The sequence below is a fragment of the Arthrobacter tumbae genome, assembly GCF_016907495.1.
In the GTDB taxonomy this organism is placed as follows: Bacteria; Actinomycetota; Actinomycetes; order Actinomycetales; family Micrococcaceae; genus Arthrobacter_D; species Arthrobacter_D tumbae.
In genome coordinates this window covers 3,222,290-3,241,477 of sequence record NZ_JAFBCC010000001.1, presented here as the reverse complement: position 1 = coordinate 3,241,477, position 19,188 = coordinate 3,222,290, and the positions used below count along the sequence as shown (strand labels likewise).

General features: G+C 63.5%; 12 protein-coding genes. 5 read left to right on the top strand and 7 right to left on the bottom strand.

Annotated elements, in window-relative coordinates; genetic code table 11:
- Nucleotides 1-47: 47 nt before the first annotated feature.
- Nucleotides 48-2,144, bottom strand: a complete 2,097-nt coding sequence (locus JOD47_RS15275) for a DNA gyrase/topoisomerase IV subunit B (RefSeq protein WP_204535555.1) — start codon at nucleotides 2,142-2,144, stop codon at nucleotides 48-50.
- 251 nt (nucleotides 2,145-2,395) lie between these two features.
- On the opposite strand from JOD47_RS15275, the gene JOD47_RS15270 reads away from it, so the two are divergent.
- Nucleotides 2,396-2,620, top strand: coding sequence for a DUF7455 domain-containing protein (locus JOD47_RS15270; protein WP_056547219.1), 225 nt, complete (start codon nucleotides 2,396-2,398; stop codon nucleotides 2,618-2,620).
- Between the two features lie 122 nt (nucleotides 2,621-2,742).
- On the opposite strand, the gene JOD47_RS15265 is transcribed toward JOD47_RS15270, so the two are convergent.
- The 4 genes from JOD47_RS15265 to JOD47_RS15250 form a co-directional block, all read right to left on the bottom strand.
- Nucleotides 2,743-3,984, bottom strand: coding sequence for an RNA polymerase sigma factor (locus JOD47_RS15265; protein ID WP_204535553.1), 1,242 nt, complete (start codon nucleotides 3,982-3,984; stop codon nucleotides 2,743-2,745).
- Nucleotides 3,985-4,308: 324 nt separating this feature from the next.
- On the bottom strand, nucleotides 4,309-5,559 hold the full coding sequence (locus JOD47_RS15260) for a DUF4192 domain-containing protein (RefSeq protein WP_204535551.1): 1,251 nt from the start codon (nucleotides 5,557-5,559) through the stop codon (nucleotides 4,309-4,311).
- A gap of 95 nt (nucleotides 5,560-5,654) precedes the next feature.
- Complete coding sequence (locus JOD47_RS15255; protein WP_372432828.1) at nucleotides 5,655-7,025, bottom strand: MFS transporter; 1,371 nt, start codon at nucleotides 7,023-7,025, stop codon at nucleotides 5,655-5,657.
- Nucleotides 6,988-7,998, bottom strand: coding sequence for a proteasome assembly chaperone family protein (locus JOD47_RS15250; protein ID WP_204535549.1), 1,011 nt, complete (start codon nucleotides 7,996-7,998; stop codon nucleotides 6,988-6,990). Before JOD47_RS15250 ends, JOD47_RS15255 begins: the two co-directional genes overlap by 38 nt.
- A gap of 267 nt (nucleotides 7,999-8,265) precedes the next feature.
- On the opposite strand from JOD47_RS15250, the gene JOD47_RS15245 reads away from it, so the two are divergent.
- From JOD47_RS15245 to JOD47_RS15230, 4 genes are all read left to right on the top strand, one after another.
- Nucleotides 8,266-9,816, top strand: coding sequence for a leucyl aminopeptidase (locus tag JOD47_RS15245; RefSeq protein WP_204535547.1), 1,551 nt, complete (start codon nucleotides 8,266-8,268; stop codon nucleotides 9,814-9,816).
- A 174-nt stretch (nucleotides 9,817-9,990) separates the two neighbouring features.
- A complete protein-coding gene (gene lpdA / locus JOD47_RS15240) occupies nucleotides 9,991-11,373 on the top strand; it encodes a dihydrolipoyl dehydrogenase (protein ID WP_204535545.1) in 1,383 nt (460 codons plus the stop codon).
- A gap of 125 nt (nucleotides 11,374-11,498) precedes the next feature.
- Nucleotides 11,499-13,286: a 2-oxoglutarate dehydrogenase, E2 component, dihydrolipoamide succinyltransferase gene (gene sucB / locus JOD47_RS15235; RefSeq protein ID WP_204535543.1), complete on the top strand. Its 1,788-nt coding sequence runs from the start codon at nucleotides 11,499-11,501 to the stop codon at nucleotides 13,284-13,286.
- A gap of 150 nt (nucleotides 13,287-13,436) precedes the next feature.
- Nucleotides 13,437-13,868, top strand: coding sequence for an OsmC family protein (locus JOD47_RS15230; protein ID WP_204535541.1), 432 nt, complete (start codon nucleotides 13,437-13,439; stop codon nucleotides 13,866-13,868).
- A gap of 78 nt (nucleotides 13,869-13,946) precedes the next feature.
- Here JOD47_RS15230 and JOD47_RS15225 read toward each other — a convergent pair whose 3' ends face one another.
- The gene (locus tag JOD47_RS15225; RefSeq protein WP_204535539.1) at nucleotides 13,947-17,363 is read right to left on the bottom strand and encodes a S41 family peptidase; all 3,417 of its coding nucleotides are present in this window, start codon (nucleotides 17,361-17,363) and stop codon (nucleotides 13,947-13,949) included.
- A 32-nt stretch (nucleotides 17,364-17,395) separates the two neighbouring features.
- On the bottom strand, nucleotides 17,396-19,183 hold the full coding sequence (locus tag JOD47_RS15220) for a serine/threonine protein kinase (protein WP_204535537.1): 1,788 nt from the start codon (nucleotides 19,181-19,183) through the stop codon (nucleotides 17,396-17,398).
- Nucleotides 19,184-19,188 lie beyond the last annotated feature (5 nt).

Genomic DNA, 19,188 nt, shown 5'->3' with positions numbered 1-19,188 from the left:
CTGTTTCAGCTCCTGCGCGAGCTTGCCGTCCGGGCGATGGAACCGCCCTAAGCGTCGATGCGGTCACGATCGAGGGACGCTGCGCCCGCCACAATAAAGTCCTTGCGCGGCGCAACGTCACTACCCATCAGGAGGTCGAAGACCCGCTCAGCCGATTCGGCCTCCTGAATCCGGACTCTGCGCAGGGTGCGGTGGCGCGGGTCCATGGTGGTCTCGGCCAACTGCCCGGCATCCATCTCCCCCAGCCCCTTGTACCGCTGGATGGGTTCCTTGTAGCGCCTGCCCTCACCCTCAAGGGTGGTGAGCAGTCGGTGGAGCTCCTGGTCCGAGTAGGTATAGACGGTTTCGTTCGTCTTGCTGCCGGGGTTGATTATCTCCACCCGGTGCAGCGGTGGAACGGCCGCGAAGACCCGGCCGGCATCAACCAGCGGACGCATGTACCTGAAGAACAGGGTAAGCAGCAGGGTACGGATGTGGGCGCCGTCGACATCGGCGTCCGTCATCAGGATGATCTTGCCGTAGCGGGCCGCATCGAGTGAGAAGCTGCGGCCCGACCCCGCACCGACAACCTGGATCAGCGCTGCGCACTCGGCGTTGGAGAGCATGTCACCCACCGAGGCCTTCTGCACGTTGAGGATCTTTCCCCGGATGGGCAGCAGCGCCTGATAGTCGGAGGACCTCGCCAGCTTGGCGGTCCCCAGCGCGCTGTCTCCCTCAACAATGAACAGTTCAGAACGCTCGGAGTCGTCAATGCGGCAGTCTGCAAGCTTGGTCGGCATGGAGGACGTCTCCAGAGCATTCTTCCGGCGCTGGGTTTCCTTGTGCACGCGAGCCGATACGCGGGACTTCATCTCGGCGACAACCTTCTCCAGCAGCAGTGCGGACTGTGCCTTGTCTCCGCGGGCCGATGAACTCAGCTTTGCCAGGATCTGGGTTTCCACCACCTTGGCAACGATGGCCCGGACGGCAGACGTTCCGAGGATTTCCTTGGTTTGCCCTTCGAACTGCGGCTCGGCAAGCCGCACGGTCAGGACCGCTGTGAGGCCCGCAAAGACGTCGTCTTTCTCCAGCTTGTCACTGCCCGCCTTGAGCTTGCGGGCGTTGACCTCGACCACTTTCCGGAAGGTTTTCAACAGCGCCTGTTCGAAGCCGGACTGGTGGGTTCCGCCCTTGGGTGTGGCAATGATGTTGACGAAACTCTTCACCGTGGTGTCGTAGCCGATCCCCCAGCGCAGCGCGATATCCACCTCACAGTCACGCTCGACCTCCGCGATCCGGCTGTGGCCCTGGTCATCGAGGACGGGCACGGACTCCTTGAAACGGCCGGAACCGTGCAGGCGCCATACGTCGGTGACCGCGTGGTCAATGGCGAGGAACTCAGCGAACTCGGAGATTCCACCGTCGTGATGGAAGACTTCCTCGACCACCCCGTCCGTGCCTGGAAGGGCTCGCTCATCCCGAAGAGTGATGCTCAGCCCTGGCACCAGGAATGAAGTCTGCCGCGCACGAGCCTGCAGTTCTTCGTAGGAGAACTTTGCATCAGGGGTGAAAATCTGCCGGTCCGCCCAGTACCGAATCCTCGTTCCCGTCACTCCGCGCTTCGTGTTGCCGACGACCTCGAGACGGGAGCTGTCGACGAAGGGGGCGAACTTCGCCGTAGGCAGCGGCTTGCGCTCGTCGGCGAATCGCCCCGGCTCACCTCTCCGGAAGGACATCTGGTAGGTCTTGCCGCCGCGGTCCACCTGAACGTCGAGGCGGGCCGACAGCGCATTGACCACGCTGGCGCCGACGCCGTGGAGGCCGCCGGAGGCGGTGTAGGAGCCGCCGCCGAACTTGCCGCCGGCGTGCAGTTTCGTGAAGACCACCTCAACGCCGCTTAGACCGGTTTTGGGTTCCGCATCTACCGGAACGCCCCGGCCGTCGTCATGTACCTCCACTGACCCGTCAGCATGGAGGATGACCTTGATGCTCTGCCCATGGCCCGCGAGCGCCTCATCAACCGAGTTGTCGATGATTTCCCAAAGGCAGTGCATGAGGCCCCGGGAATCAGTGGAACCGATGTACATGCCGGGACGCTTACGGACCGCCTCAAGCCCTTCGAGGACGGAAAGATGGCGGGCTGTGTATTCAGAGCTGGGTGCCACTTCCTTGGAAACTCCTTGGGATCACGGTCTATCTCGGCGTGCGTCTGCGAACCGGTAGCGGCACGCCCTCCCAAGCATATTCCCTTGTCCCCGCTATGGACGGCAGGCGTGCCGGGCTGTTAGGTGTGCGGTTCATGCCTGTCGGATGCCCCCGTGCGAGCCTACGCGCTCAGCGAAAGCACACCCAGCTTGCGAAGAAACGGCAACGAATAGTGGTTATATGAACTACAGGAACCACTAAGGAGGCATCCATGACAACAGCTACAGCAACCCGTGAGCTGACCGCTTTGCACCGTTGTGACCGGTGCGGGGCTCAGGCCTATGTGCGCGCAGTCCTTCAGTCCTCCGGTGGTGAGCTTCTCTTCTGCGGGCATCACGCCCGCGCCGTGGAGAGCACTCTCCGTCCGCAGACGTCAGAGTGGCAGGATGAAACCGCCCGGCTGACCGAGAAGGCGCAGAGCACTGTAGAGGCGTAGCCGCGCACCGGCCGTCCGCCGAAGCGCAGCATAGTTGGAGCCTCCCGAACGGGATGGCAGATTAACAGGAAGAACCCCCTCCGTGGAGGGGGTTCTTCCTGTTAATCTGCCTGCTGCCGTTCCTAGTCCAGATAGTCCCGGAGCACCTGTGACCGTGACGGGTGCCGAAGCTTCGACATGGTCTTGGACTCTATCTGGCGGATGCGCTCACGGGTGACGCCGTACACCTTGCCGATCTCATCGAGGGTCTTCGGCTGACCATCAGTGAGACCGAACCGCATGGCAACCACACCTGCTTCACGCTCCGACAAAGTGTCCAGAACGGAGTGAAGCTGCTCCTGAAGAAGGGTGAAGCTCACCGCGTCCGCGGGGACAACCGCTTCCGAGTCCTCGATCAAATCGCCGAACTCGGAATCTCCGTCCTCGCCGAGCGGAGTGTGCAGGGAAATGGGCTCGCGGCCGTACTTCTGAACTTCGACAACCTTTTCAGGGGTCATGTCGAGTTCAAGCGCAAGCTCCTCCGGTGTGGGTTCGCGGCCGAGGTCCTGCAGCATCTGGCGCTGGACGCGGGCCAGCTTGTTGATGACTTCCACCATATGTACCGGAATACGGATGGTGCGGGCCTGGTCTGCCATGGCCCGGGTAATCGCCTGGCGAATCCACCATGTTGCATAGGTCGAGAACTTGAAACCCTTGGTGTAGTCGAACTTCTCCACAGCACGGATGAGGCCCAGGTTGCCTTCCTGAATCAGATCCAGGAAGAGCATGCCGCGGCCGGTGTAGCGCTTGGCCAGCGAAACTACGAGACGGAGGTTTGCCTCGAGAAGGTGGTTCTTGGCGCGCTTTCCGTCATGGATAACCCATTCGAGTTCCCGACGCAGCTTCGGGTCGATATTTTCATTCGCCGCAAGTTTCTCCTCGGCGAACAGGCCCGCCTCGATGCGGAGAGCGAGATCAACTTCCTGTTCGGCGTTGAGAAGAGCGACCTTGCCGATCTGCTTCAGGTAGTCCTTGACCGGGTCCGCAGTTGCTCCTGCGGAAACGACCTGCTGTGCCGGCGCATCGTCGTCGTCAGCGTCCGAGTAGACAAACCCGCTGCCGGTAGTAGCTTCCGCGGCCTCCGGCTCTGCAGTTTCAGTGTCTGCGGCGTCGACGTCCGCGGCGCCCGACCCGGCCTCCTGCTCGGGAACTTCTCCAGAGGTAGCCTCAGGAGCCTTCGTGTCTACGCTGCCTTCGTTTGCCACGCGCTTGGCGCCACGCGCGGTGGCGGCCTTCGACGCCGGTTTAGCAGCGGAGGTCTTGCGCTTGGTTGCAGTTGTACCGGGTTCTGTTAACACCGGTGCTGTTGTCTTCTTGGCCGACACTCAAGAACCTTTCATACGGCGGTTTGCGGCGCCGCCAAGGGGGCAACACCACTATGACCCTGTCAAGTCCGTGTTTGAAATCAGACCTGTCAGCGGGAACTGTTCGTACCTACAACAGCTCCGCCGAATGCGCTATTCCCTTGCGGACATTCAGTGGTGTGAACACCCACATCTGCAGTGTCTGAAACGCGTCGATCTGTTACACGAACCCAACCGGGTCTCGGTTCCATTGTCGCACGCTTTGCGAACCCCACGTAATTCCTGAACCGACGATCAACGCCTCCGGCACTTCCCTCTTCTTCCCGACGAGCCGGCTCCCCGGTTTTAGGCTGCCCTGCGGGAATCGGAGGTCCATGCGGTCTCGCGCCGACGCGCCCACGGTGCAAGGGAACCCGTCCCGACCAGCGTCATCAGGAGTTCAGCGAGGGTGTAACCCGGCGCCTCGTCCAGAGCCTGCTGCAGGTAGTGGTGGGCACGGGAGCCCCTGCCTCGCGCCCACTCGAGCCAGCCGAGAATACTGAAGAGTGCCGCTCGCGGCTGCCCACTCGCCACGGCCGTCAGCCGCAGGAAGAGAGCGTGCGCTGCATCCAGGCGATCCCAGTCCGGCATGCTGAGCGTGGCCAGGAAAACCTCTCGATAGAGAGCCGCGGGATTGTCACTGTTCTCAGGATCCACAGGTTCAGCAGAGACTTCCCCGGGTTGTGCAGACTGAATGCTCTTCAGCGCGTCGCAGGCGTTCGGAAGGTCCACCTCGTCCGGATCCGCCGGCAGTACTCCGGCCGAGACGGCGGATTTCTGGGCAGCGTCCGCACCCGCAGCCGCCAGCACAATAAGGCTGTCCCGCACGGGCGCGCTGGTCAGACCAGCGAGGAGGAAAGAAACAACCTCCGGCGATGCTGCTGGTTCCTGCGTATCTGCCGGGCGGGAAAGTAGCGCGTCCCAGAGGATAAGGGAATCACGGCCAAGGCTGGTCTTGTCCCACCTTCCGTGCCACTGCTCGATGTAGGAGGCGGCCAGTTCATTGATTTCGTTGCCGTGTCCGGCGTCGGGTGCCCCCACCGCCGCTGCCAGAGACTCGGCGTACGTGCTCCCCTGGTAAACCAATTCCGCATTCAGGATGCTTTCGGTGATGCGGGTAAGAGGGTGGCCCGGCCAGGGACAGCAGGACTCGTCTTCGCAGAAGTAGTCACGCCAATGGCTGGAGCTGACGAGCCATCCGTCCAACAGGGGCAGTCCTGCGGCGTCGAGCACCAGGTCAAGGCAGTGGATCAACCGTGCGTACGGCGGTGAGTCGGGCTCCGCCCACTCGGCGTCGGTGTACACCGCCATCAGCACACCGTCAGCGGACGAGTCAGACTCAAGGTAATCCCGCACCGTGGATGCATAGTCCAGCGGATCAGAGTCCGCGGGCGGAAGGTCGAGACGAAGGGTGGCGCCCACGCGCTTGCCCGACATCGTGAGGAAGACGAGGCTCTCACACGGTTGGAAGCCGAGGATGTGGGGAACGTAGCTGAGGATGTCGGCCGGCGTGCTGACCTTGATGGGGGCTTCGGGATGGGGTGCGTTTGCTGTCATGAATACGACTGTGACGCCGAAGCACTCGCTTGTGGCCTGTCGAAGACACTATGTGGGTAAGTCCCATGATTCGACCGCGTGTGGAGGAGCAGTCGCTATCTGCGGGCTTCGCGCCGCCGTCGTACTTCCCTTGCAATTGCCTGCCGAAGCGGCGGCACGATGATTGATTGACGCGCCAACTGGGCACGAACCCGACGGCGGAGAACCAGGATTGCCACGGTTCCGATTCCCAGCACAACGAACTGAACGGCGAAAGCAATCCTGAATGAATTCAGCGCATACAGCTCTCCGTTGGAGAACCCGCTTGCCAGAAGCAGGTCGAGAGTCAGGCCTACGGCGAACATGGTGAGGAGTGCCGCTGTGAATCCGCCGATGTTGACGATGCCGGTCGCGGTCCCGAGCCGCGACGCCGGATTGAAGGTGCGGGCAAAGTCGAAACCGATCATGGACCCCGGGCCGCCGACGGCCAGCGTAACGACCAGCAGCACGAGCAGCCAGACGGGAGCTCTTCCGGGGTAGGTCAGTACCACCAGCCACGCCAGCGCGGTGGCCACGGTAATTGCCAGGACCATGGTCGAGCGGCGCAGCGGGTGCCGGGCGACGTACACGCCCAGGAGCGGCCCGCAGATCATTCCAACCACAACGAAGAGGGTCATCAGCACCGAAGCTGTCCCTGCGGCGAGCTTTTCAGCGCTCACCAGGTAGGGGTAGCCCCACATCAGAACGAAGACGGTACCCGAGAACTGCGTAGTGAAGTGGCACCAGAGGCCGAGGCGGGTTCCGGGCTGCTTCCACGCTTCGGTGAGGGAGACTCCGGTCTGCCGCAGTGAGGCGCGGCTTCGCTGATCGTGTCCCTCCGGATGATCGCGGATCAAGGCAAGAGCGAGGACGGCCGACAGGACTCCCAGACCGGCCGCGGACAGGAAAGCGGTGCTCCAGCCGGCGAATTGCAGGACGGCCAGGAATGGGATGACGCTGAGGATCTGGCCGAGCTGTCCAAGAATGCCCGTGAGCTGGGTCAGCACGGGGATTCTCCGGGTTTCGAACCATGCAGGAAGCAGCCTGAGGACTGCAACGAAAGTCATCGCGTCTCCACCGCCGACCAGCAGCCGGCCAACAATCCCGGACGGAATAGAATCGGCGAACGCAAGCTGGGTCTGTCCCAGCGCCATCAGAACCGCACCGCTGACAATCATGATGCGCGGGCCGAATCTGTCGACCAGGACGCCCACTGGAATCTGCAGTCCGGCGTACACCACGAGCTGCGCCACAGTGAAGACAGCCAGAGCAGACGCTGACGCGTCGAACCGCTCGGTTGCTTCGATTCCTGCTACACCGAAGGAAGTGCGCTGGGTAACTGCTATGAGGTACGCCAGGACACCGGCGCCCCATACCAGCCAGGCGCGCCGGTTCATTCCGGCAACCGGATCAGTGCCCAGTCCGGTCCCCTCCGTCTTCGGTATCATCCGTCGCGCCTGACGCGTCGCTTTCGCCGTCTCCTGAATCATTCAGTGTTGCGGCGAGTTCATCGGCCGCACGCGGCCCCGCCAGAAAGGCCTCGACGGCGGAACCAAGCTCCTCGGCATCGGCGAGCTCCATGTTCTGCTTGACCAGCAGTGACCGGCGGGAGCCGTCCGAGTGCTCGTCGTAACGCTTCTCCAGCGACGACACCACTCCCTGCACCTCGGCAGAGTTGTCCACCTGACGCGCGATCTGCCGCTCCACGTCCCGGCCTGCTTGCCGTAGCCGGTCAGTGGGCAAAACACGGCCGATGGATGCGCCGAGATATTCCAGTGCGGTCACCGCAGCGGGCGGATATTCCGCTTCCGCCAGGTAATGCGGCACGTGTACGACATAACCAACGACGTCGTGACCGGACTGCGCGAGTCGCAGCTCCAGCAGGTGTCCGATGGAGGACTGCAGTTCGGCCGTGGGCCGCCAGGTGGAACCCATCCCTTCGATCAGGTCCCCCCGGTTCCCGTGCACGGTGACGCCGAGCGGGCGGGTGTGAGGGACGGGCATGGGAAGGGAATGGACCCAGGAGACCAACGGAACCTTGAACAGGGAAATGAGCTGCGCGACGGCGGCGCAGAACCTTTCCCACTGCAGGTCCGGCTCCATGCCGCTCAGGAAAAGGAATTTTTCGCCCAGCCCGTCCTGAAGGACCCGGAGCTCAAGGGCGGGCGGCTGGTAATCCCGCAAATGATCCTGCTCGAACGTGATGCGGGGCCGGCGGCTTCGGTAGTCAATGAGCTGGTCGGTATCGAACACCGCCAGCACCTCGTGGTCAAGCGACCCGAGCAGCTCATCGCGCACCTGCGCTACCACTTGGCCGGCGTCGACGAAGCCGGTGAAGCCGGCAATCAGCGGAAGTCCCTGGAGGGACGGATCATCACGAATTGAGTTACTGACGTTGTACAGGCTTTGCGGCTCCAACATTGCGTCCTCCTCAACTCGTTTTTAGGCAGGTACGGCCAACGCCGCTCGCCCTAATGCCAGTGCTGCCAACCTTGCGTCAACCCTAGTTGATACACCTTGGCTTCACCCGGTCTGTGTAACGCCCGGGCTGCCCCCTCTCATTCCCTCCGCATGCTTGTAGGACGCATGTCACAGCGTGCGGCTACGATCGATAGAACGAATGGGCGTGACCAGACCCGCACGCCTGTTGCAGCACTTTCCAGCCATCGGAAGCGAGGAAGAACCTTCGTGAGCAACACCAGCGATATCCACCTGACCGCAGTCTCCCGGGACATCAAGAAATCCGCGTGCGAGGTCCTGGTGATCGGCACCGCCCAGAGCCCCGACGGACCCGTGCTCCTGGAGAACCCGCTCACGGCAAAATCCGCCCGCGCGCTTACTGACAGCCTCCCTTCGCTGGGAGTGACTGGAGCCGCTGATGAAGTGCGCCGTTTTCCCGGATTGCCTGAAACCGGGGCCGATGTACTGGTTCTTTCCGGTACGGGACGCACCGTCGCCGGAACCCCTTTGTCGGATGAGACGCTACGCCGCGCAGCAGGAGCTGCGGCGCGGCAGCTGGGCGGCGTGGAGAGCCTCGCTGTTGCCCTTCCCGCTGCAACAGTCGCGCAGGCTGCGGCCATAGCCGAGGGGATCCTCCTGGGGAGCTACACGTACACCGAGCACTACTCAGCAGTCGGCGGCAAGGCGCCGCGCCCCTCCGCGGCCACTCTTTCGCGCGTCGTGATCCTCACCCCCGCTGCACAGGACCGCACGCTGAAGGCGGCGCTTGAGCGGGCGCAGGCACTCGGTCGCGGAGTCAACGTGACGCGCACGCTTGTCAACCAGCCACCGAGCCATCTCTACCCGGAATCGTTCGCGCAATTCGCCCGGGAGCATGTCAAGGGTCTGCCGGTGAAGGTAACCGTGCTGGATGAAAAGAGACTGGAGAAGGACGGCTACGGTGGGATTCTTGGCGTGGGCAAGGGTTCTTCCCGTCCGCCGAGACTGGTGAAGCTCGAATACTCTCCCGCCAAGTCGAAAATCAACCTCGCGCTGGTGGGCAAGGGAATCACTTTCGACTCCGGCGGTTTGTCCCTGAAGCCCGGCGCCGGGATGCAGACGATGAAGCTGGACATGGCGGGCGCCGCCGTCGTACTTGCTTCCGTTGCCGCGATTGCCCGGCTTGGTCTGCCGGTCAGCGTGAGTGGTTGGCTCTGCCTGGCGGAGAATATGCCCTCGGGTACGGCACAGCGCCCCTCCGATGTGCTCACAACCTTCGGTGGCCGCACCGTTGAAGTGCTCAACACGGATGCCGAGGGGCGCCTGGTGATGGCCGACGCCCTCGCGGCCGCCAGCTGCGAATACCCGGACGCGATTATCGACATAGCCACCCTGACCGGTGCGCAGATGGTTGCGCTCGGAAAGCGCGTCTCCGGTGTCATGGGGGATGACGGCGTACGGGATGCGGTGAAAGCTGCTGCTGATCGTATCGGTGAGCAGTTCTGGCCCATGCCCCTGCCGGAGGAACTGCGTCCGAGCCTCGACTCGACGGTCGCCGACATAGCGAATATCGGGGAGAAATTCGGCGGCATGATGACCGCCGCCGTGTTCCTCCGTGAATTCGTCGGGGAAGTCGACGGGAAGAAGATCCCGTGGGCGCACCTCGATATCGCCGGTCCCGCCTTCAACGAGGGCGGCGCGTACGGCTACACACCCAAGGGTGCAACAGGCGTCGGCGTGCGCACTCTGCTGGCCTATGTGGAAGACGTCGTCGAACGTGCCGAGAAGCACTCCGCCTGAACCTGTTCATCCTGGGGTGACACTCGACACACAGGGGTGTGCTTCGCCCTTCATCAAGTGGCTGATGGTGTGATCTGGCGATAGGGTGAACCCAGATCACACCAATGCAATCCGCCAGACATCAACCGACGCGCGAACCTAAGTGCGTCACCGATCACGCGAGGGAGCGTCCAAGTGGCCGATACGGCAACTGCGCAAGAATTCGACATCCTGGTTTTGGGCGGAGGCAGCGGGGGCTACGCCGCCGCCCTTCGCGCCGTTCAGCTCGGCTTCACGGTCGGGCTCATCGAAAAGGCCAAGCTCGGGGGAACCTGCCTCCACAACGGGTGTATCCCGACCAAGGCGCTTCTGCACTCGGCCGAGGTTGCAGACAGCGCGCGTTCCGCTGAGAAGTACGGCATCAAGGCCACGTTCGAGTCGATCGACATGACCGCCGTGAACGCCTATAAGGACGGCATCATCGCCGGTAAGTACAAGGGTCTGCAGGGGCTCATCAAGGCCAAGGGCATCACCGTCATCGAGGGTGCGGGCCGGCTCACCGGCGAGAACACAGTTGAGGTCGACGGCACCACGTACACCGGCAAGAACATCGTCCTTGCCACCGGCTCGTACTCACGCTCGCTTCCCGGACTGGAAATCGGCGGCAAGGTCATCACCTCCGACCAGGCACTCACCATGGAGACGATTCCCTCGACCGCCATCGTGCTGGGCGGCGGTGTCATCGGTTGCGAATTCGCTTCCGTCTGGAAGTCGTTCGGCGTGGACGTCACCATCATCGAAGGATTGCCCTCACTGGTGCCCAATGAGGACGCCTCCATCGTCAAGAACTTCGAACGTGCTTTCAAGAAGCGCGGAATCAAGTTCAACACCGGCACCTTCTTTGACAAGGTCGAGCAGAACGACGACGGCGTCAAGGTGACACTCGTCGACGGCAAGACCTTCGAGGCGGACCTGATGCTGGTCGCAGTCGGCCGTGGGCCAGTTACCGACGGCCTCGGCTATGACGAAGCCGGGATCACGCTCGATCGCGGATTCGTCATCACCAACGAACGCCTGCACACAGGCGTTGGGAACATCTATGCTGTCGGCGATATCGTTCCCGGACTCCAGCTTGCACACCGCGGGTACCAGCAGGGCATCTTCGTCGCAGAGGAAATCGCCGGACTCAAGCCGGTCGTCGTCGAGGACGTCAACATTCCCAAGGTGACTTACTCCGAACCCGAGATCGCCTCTGTCGGGCTCACCGAGAAGGCCGCCCGCGAGAAGCTCGGGGATGACAAGGTCGAAATCCAGGAGTACAACCTCGCGGGTAACGGAAAGAGCTCCATTCTCGGCACCGGCGGACTCGTCAAGTTGGTGCGCGAGAAGGACGGTCCGGTGGTCGGCGTCCATATGATCGGCACCCGCATGGGTGAGCAGATCGGTGAGGCGCAGTTGATCGTGAACTGGGAGGCCTATCCGGAAGATGTGGCCCAACTTGTGCACGCGCACCCCACCCAGAACGAGTCGCTTGGCGAAGCACACCTTGCCCTCGCCGGCAAACCGCTCCACGGCTGACCGCTCTATCCCCCGCTGCTTCAAGCATCATCAAACTCCACATAGCATCACTGGCAACCTCAAACCGACCGGCTGTTCCCGGTACCGGCGGTCGAAGGTAGAACGAACAAGGAGAACCGGACACCATGTCTGAATCCGTGAACTTACCGGCCCTCGGCGAGAGCGTTACCGAGGGTACCGTCACCCGTTGGCTCAAGCAGGTCGGCGACCGCGTTGAAGTTGACGAGCCTTTGCTCGAGGTATCGACTGACAAGGTCGACACCGAGATCCCCTCCCCCATCGCCGGGGTCATCGAGGAGATCCTCGTCGCCGAAGACGAGACCGCCGAGGTGGGCGCTCCGCTGGTAAGGATCGGAGACGGCTCAGGCGAATCGGAAGATTCCGACAGCGATGATTCGGGCGCGGAGTCGTCTGCGGGTGATGCCGGGGAGGATGCTGGTCAGGATCAGCCTTCCGAGCCGGCCGAACAGGGCGAAGAAGAAGCAGAGGCCCCTGCCGCACCGGAGTCTGCGGACTCCGGTGGAGGCGAAAGCGGCGCACAGGGAACCGAAGTCACGCTGCCCGCTCTCGGGGAGAGCGTAACCGAGGGGACAGTAACGCGTTGGCTCAAAGCAGTAGGGGATGAAGTGGAGGTGGACGAGCCGCTTCTCGAGGTGTCCACCGACAAGGTAGACACCGAGATCCCTTCGCCCGTCGCCGGCACCTTGCAGGAGATCCGGGTCAACGAAGACGAGACCGCAGAAGTCGGCTCCGTACTCGCCGTCATCGGATCGGCCGGCGCGGCTCCTGCGCAGGCGGAGCCGAAGAGCGCCGAACCGGTCGCCGCAGCGCCATCGGCCGAGCGCGAAGAGCCTACAGCAGAACCGGAGGCAGCCCGGTCGGAGCCGCAGCCGGAGCCGTCGGGGAGCAAGGAGCCCACTGAGGCTGAGGAAGCACCGGCGCCCGCCAAGTCACCGACGGACGAAGGATCCGGATCAGATTCCGTCTACGTCACTCCCCTGGTCCGCAAGCTTGCCAATCAGCATGGCGTGGACCTGGGCTCCATCAAGGGCACCGGTGTGGGTGGACGCATCCGGAAGCAGGACGTGCTTGAGGCGGCCGAATCCTCGAAGGCTCCGCAGCAGGACACTCCGAGCCCTGCTCCTTCCGCTCCTTCCGCCGCACCCGCAGCCGCGCCTGCAGCGTCGAAGCTGCGAGGTACCGTGGAGAAGGCCCCGCGTATCCGCCAGACCATTGCGCGGCGTATGCGCGAGTCGCTGGAGGTTTCAGCGCAGCTTACGCAGGTCATCGAAGTCGACATGACCCGCGTCGCCCGTCTCCGTACGAAGGCGAAGGAAACTTTCCAGGCGCAAAACGGCGCGAAGCTGACATTCCTGCCGTTCATTGCCAAGGCAGTGACAGAGGCATTGAAGCAGCACGCCAAGCTGAACGCGTCCTTCGATGAGGAAGCCAAGGAGGTTACCTACCACGACGCCGAGCACCTCGCCATCGCGGTGGACACCGAAAAGGGCCTGCTGGTTCCGGTAATCAATGATGCCGGCAACCTCAATCTTGCAGGTCTCGCCAAAAAGATCGCCGATGTCGGTGCGCGTACGCGCAGCGGCAAGATCGGACCGGACGAACTTTCCGGCGGCACCTTCACGATCACCAACATCGGCTCGATCGGCGCCCTGTTCGACACTCCGATCATCAATCAGCCCCAGGTCGGCATTCTGGGAACCGGGGCGATCGTCAAGCGTCCAGTGGTGGTCACCGATGCAGACGGCGAAGACACCATTGCAATCCGGTCGATGATGTACCTGTCCCTCACGTACGATCACCGGCTGGTGGACGGTGCGGACGCAGGCAGATTCCTTCAGACGTTGAAGTCCCGCCTTGAAGAAGGCTCTTTCGAGGCCGACCTCGGCTTGTAACCCACGTAGATGCAGAAGGCAGCGCTCCGACTACCCGGCGCGCTGCCTTCTGTCTTCCGGGGGTGCAGCCCACGCTTCCGCATCAGCCGATGCGCGAGAAACCGGACGCCCGTCCGGTTCACATGATTCAACCATTGAAGAGGAGAACTGATGGCTACCGTACGCTCAGCACACACCGTCTGGAGTGGAGATCTGCCCAGCGGATCAGGTCAGGTTTCACTGGACACTTCCGGACTTGGGACCTACGACGTCACGTGGAAGGCGCGGGCAGAGCAGGCTGAAGGCAAGACCAGCCCCGAGGAGCTGATCGCTGCAGCGCATTCGGCGTGTTTCTCGATGGCCTTCAGCCACGCTCTTGGCGAGGAAGGAAAGACGCCGGACCGAGTCGAGACCAAGGCCGAGGTTGACTTCGAGCCAGGCGTTGGCATCACCGCCATCCGGCTCACCCTGAAGGCATCGGTGCCGGACCTGAGCGAGGAAGACTTCCAGCGCCTCGCCGACGAAGCGAAGACGGGATGCCCTGTCTCCCAGGCCCTCGCCGGCGTCAAAGACATCTCGCTGGAGGCAACCCTGGAGTCCTGACTCCCGCTTACAACTGGCAGTACTGTGCCCCGGTCACCAACTACGGTGACCGGGGCACAGTATGAGAGCAGTAGCGGATCAGCTGCGCGGCGGCAGTGGCGGCGGAGCAAGCTGCGGATGGTTGCTGCGCACCGGCGGCACGTCCGTCGGCAGTTCAACAAGCATCTCGCGCAGGATTCCGACGGCGTGCTCCAGTTGCGGATCCTCCTGCGCGGCGTATGCGTGGGGAGGGAACGGTACCTCGATGTCGGGGTCAACACCGTAGTTCTCCACACCCCACTCAACGCCTCCGGTCATCCAGAACGCGTAGCGCGGCTGCGTGACTCCGGTACCGTCAGCGAGGCTGAACCGACCGTCGATTCCGACGACGCCGCCCCACGTCCGCGTGCCGATGACCGGCCCAATCCCCCGTAGCTTTGCCACCTGGGTGATGATGTCGCCGTCGGAGCCCGCGAACTCATCGGTCAGGACAACGACCGGGCCCCTCGGTGCATGTGCCGGATAAGTGCCGGGCTGCTCACCCCGCGGCAATGACCAGGCCGTGACTTTGCGGCCAATGAGTTCGGCAACCAACTGCGAAGTGTGCCCGCCACGGTTGCGGCGCACGTCGATGATCAAGCCGTCGCGGGCAGTCTCGCGGTCGAGATCCCTGTGCAGCTGCGCCCATCCCCTAGCCACCATGTCCGGAATGTGCAGGTAGCCAAATCGGTTATCCGAGGCCTCGTGGACGATCGTACGGTTCGCGCTGACCCAGTTCTGGTAGCGGAGCCGTTCCTCACTTCGCAGCGGTACAACCGCGACCCGGCGAACGGCGGGTTGGCCACCGCCGTCGTCGTCGAACCTTGCCACAGTCAATTCGACAGGCCGCCCGCCAGCGCCGGTCAGCAGCACCGCCGGACCAAGATCCGCAGGTACAGGCACGCCGTCCACCGCCTGAATAATGTCCCCGGGCTCCACAGCGACTCCCGGCGCGGCGAGCGGCGCGGCCGCCTGCGGATCCGAAGATTCGCCGGCGAAGATCCGATCCACCCGCCAGCCATGCTCGGCTCGGCTGAGCTCGGCTCCGAGGAATCCCTGTGCGCCCGCGCCCATCTCGCTGGCAAGGGCGGGAGTGACGTAGGCGTGGGACGTTCCAAGCTCACCGTGCAGCTCCCACAGAATGTCGACCAGATCATCGTGTGAGCCGATACTGTCCAACAGCGGCCGGTAGCGCTCACGCAGACCCTCCCAGTCCAGGCCGCCCATGTCCTCGGCCCAGAAGAAGTCGCGTTGAAGACGCCACGCATCCTCAAACGCCTGCCGCCAAACGCTGGGAGGATCGAGCAGTACCCGGATCCGGTTGAGGTCCACCGTGACCCGTTCAGCGGAGTCCGGGTCTGCAGGACCAGAGGTGGGTACCGCTGTAATGGTTCCGGCATGGATGATGACGGCACGTTTGCCGTCGCCGCTGACCTCGAATGAGTCCACCTCCTGAACCAGTGTGGAGGTCTCACGTTTGACCATATCGAAGCGTTCGAGCCGCCTTGCCGGCTCCTTGGCATCCGTGGTCGCGCGGCCATCGCCGGTGATCCCCATCGTGTCAGTTGCCATCCAGAGCAACGCGTTCTCCACGGCGCGCAGACCTTCATAGGATCCCTGCGTCACCGGTACTGGGATGATCCGTTCGGCAAGGCGTTCCGCAGCAACGTCTATGACCGGCGTGGGAGCTTCCTTGTCCTCAATTGGCGCCGGCCGGTCATGCACGGCCGGCCCGAATGGTGACGCCGTACCGGCCGCAAGGGCTACCAGGAACGGTTTGGTCGAGGCCGGGAAACTGAGGTCGAAACGGTGGGTGTCATACACCGGGTCGAAACTCCGGTCGGACAGGAAGGCGATGAATTTGCAATCGGGGGTGAACGACGGAGCATGGTCCCGGAAACGGCCGTCCGTGACATCGTGGATCTCGGCATCCCGGGCTACCCGGCCCAGCCGGATGCGGGTGCGCGCCCCCTCTCCCGTGACGGGCTCCGCCCACGCGAGCCATGCTGAGTCGGGGGAAAACGCCACATCGTCGATCGCGCCGTGAGGCGTCGTGGACAGGGTGAAAAAGCCCGTCGTACCAACTTCATGGATCAGGATCTCGCCCATCTCACCTGCAACAGCGATGACGTTCGCGTCCGGGCTCACCGCGAGGTTGCTTGCCCTGAAGCGACCTTCAAAGCGGATGCAGGAAAGTGCTGTGCTGCCGGCCTGATCCTGCGCAACGACGACGGCGGAGTCCGGCATCCCATGGACGGCGGACTCTGCTCCGGCCGACTGCTGATCTTCGTTCGCACCGGCTGGCTTCGCTGCCGGCACCGGCGCAGGCAAACCATCATCCGCTGCGACGGTTTCCGGACGCGTTGGACCGGCGGCAACAGCAACATCGACGTCAAACGCGCTGCGGATGTACAGGGCCTCCTCGCCGTCGTGGTCGGCGATGTACGCAACACGGTCATCGCCAACGGGCCGACCGAGCCGTGCCCGAACCCCTGCTGTTGCATCCACAACGCGGGATGGTCCGTCGCGGTGGGTCAGAAGGTGCAGGGTCCCGTGTGATTCAACCACGCTGGCGCGGCCGTCCCTGACGGGGACAGCGGCCGCGAGATGCCGCGCGACGTTGAGCGGCTGTGGACGCCTGCCCGTGGACGCGGAGCCGAGCTGGATAGCCAGTGGCCGCGCTTCCGTGTCCAGTGCGTCAAGCAGCCACAGCGTCCCTGCTGATTCGTAGACGATGCGGCTGCCGTCCGTGCTTGCGTGCCGGACATAGAACGCTTCATTGTCCGTGTGGCGCCTGAGATCCTGACCATTTGCCGATACCGAATACAGATTCCCGAAACCTTCGTGGTCTGAAAGGAAGGCAAGGCGGCCACTGACCCACATCGGGTCAGTCAGGTTGCCGTTGAGCTCGGGTAGGAAGCGGTTGAAGTCGCCGGAACCATCCGGATCGATCCAGAGCTTGCCCGCGGTTCCCCCTCGGTAACGTTTCCACCAGGCCTGCTCCCGTGTCATGACACTGCCGATGACAACTGGACGCTCGTCGCCGACTGCTTCCCCGTGAACAACCGCGTCGAGTGGTCCGTAAGGCACGACGTCGCCGGGGGAACCATCCGCCGGCAGGGTGTACGCCCAGGTATGCCGGGGATCCTCGTGCCGGAAGGCGCTCGTTGCGATGATTCGGCCGTCGGCAGTGAAACCCTTCACCCTGGTGCTCTGATGCCCCCAGTAGGTGAGCCGACGGAAATTTCCTCCGTCTGTGTCAGCTGCAACTACCTCCGGCGCAGCACCCTGCACCACTGTCCAGGCGATGGTGGAGCCATCAGGAGAGAATCTCGGGTTCCGTACCGGCTGCTGGAGCGAGGATATTCTCCAGGCACGCCCGCCCGAGACCGGCGCCACCCAGACATCGTTCTCTGCTGCGAATGTGAGGAGATCTCCGGACAGGTGCGGATAGCGCAGGTAGTGGGAAGGAGCCATTATCCGATCATAACCACTCCCGCGACGCCCTCTCAGACGGCGTCGCTATTGTGCACGCTCGCGATTCTCCATGTTCCTTCCTCCCTCATCAGAACGAAAACAAGGTCCTGCAGCGTCGATTCGGCGACCTTTCGCACTGCAGCACCCGAGCCGTCCATCTCGGTGTAGCCGGACATGACCGCCGTGGCGGTCACCGCTGCAGCACCTTCCGGAACGGAGATCGATTTCACCGGCGCCGCCTTCTCCAGACGAATGCTCAGCCCGTTGAAGACGTGGCCGTGTTCCTGCAGCTCAGCCACAATCTGCCGGTCAGCTGCCATCGCCTCCGACTCTGCAACATTCACGACGGACAGGAGGCCCGCCTCCCCGGTTGCAAGAACCATGGCCCTCACGGCAACGAGTGCGGACAAAGCCGTGACCGGGTCCCTATCAGCCAGCCGCTGCTTCATCTCGGCGGTGAGGGCCACGTCATCCGGTTGAGCAGTCCCGCTTCGCGGGTCCACCGTAGCGCGGTCCGCTGCAGGGCCTGCCGGAACTCCCTCGGGCGCTTCCAGTGTCTCCTGGAACGCAGCAGACCCCCGTTCTGCACGGTCAGCGCTGCCGCCGATCGTGTCCAGAAGCTGGGGGCCGATCAGCACCACTCCACACAGCACCAGCAGCGCGGCGGCGCCCGGGATAGCTGACGCCCAGCGCCTGCTCTGACCTTCGGAGCCTCGTTCACCCCGCCGCCGCGCCTTCCCTGGATGTGGGACAAGCTCAGCTCGGCTGAGCTCCGGGCGACGCGACCGGCGCGACCGATGCGCCCGGCTCGACGCTTTTGGCAGGGTCAGGGGAAGCTTCTTCGCGTGAAACCGCGCAAGGGCTGCGGGAAGCCGGCGCCGGGTCGCCTTCGCATCGCCCATAGTTGCGCGCCGCGTGAGCAGCTGGGGCAGAACCGAAGGGTGTACAGCTGCCACGAGGTCCAGCGGCTGTGGTGGTGCGGCACGGAGGACTGCATCCGCCAATTCGCCCGCCGTCGGGCGCTCGTCATGATCGTCCTGCAGGGCGGCTTCAAGGATGTGGAGCAGTTCCCCGGGCACGTCAGGCACAATCAGACTCAGCGGCGCCCGGTCCCTCGCCCGATCCGGTGGGCTACCTGTCAGGGAATACCATCCGACCGCGGCCAGCGAGAACACATCCGAAGCGAAACCGGCGGAAAGACCGGGCAGCGGGCTCGCATCAGCGAAGCCCGCCGTCCCGTGAGCATGACCAGCCGCCTCCCCCAGCAGGCGTCCGACACCCAGGTCGGCAAGCAGCGGCTTTCCTTCCGCCGTGAACAGCACATTGCCCGGAGACACATCGCCATGCTGGGTGGAGGAAGAGTGCAGGTACGCAAGTGCCTGTGCAATCGGGGCCAGGACGGTGATGCATTCACCAACGCCCAAACGACCTCGTGCGGTCACCAGGTTGAGGAGGGATCCCCCGCCGGCATGGTCCATCAGGAGTGCCGGACCAAGGTTGGTGCTGACGACATCGCGGACCCCCAGGAGATGAGGATGCTTCAGCGCGCCCAGTACAGCAAGCTCCCGATTGAAGGCAGCTGCCGACTCCTTCCCGCTTTCAGGGCCTGCTCCAGAAAGGCTCGCGGTCGTCGAGAACACTTTGAGAGCGCTGACGGTACCCGTGCGTTGATCTTCAACCAGCCAGACATGAGCGCTGCTGCCAACACCCAGCAGCCTCCCTGTGCGGTACCTGCTGAGTCTGGGAGGCGGCTGGCTTTCTGAACCATCAGAAGATGCCGCTCGCCTTGCTGCTGCTGTCTGGCGAAGAAAGTTGTCCATGATGA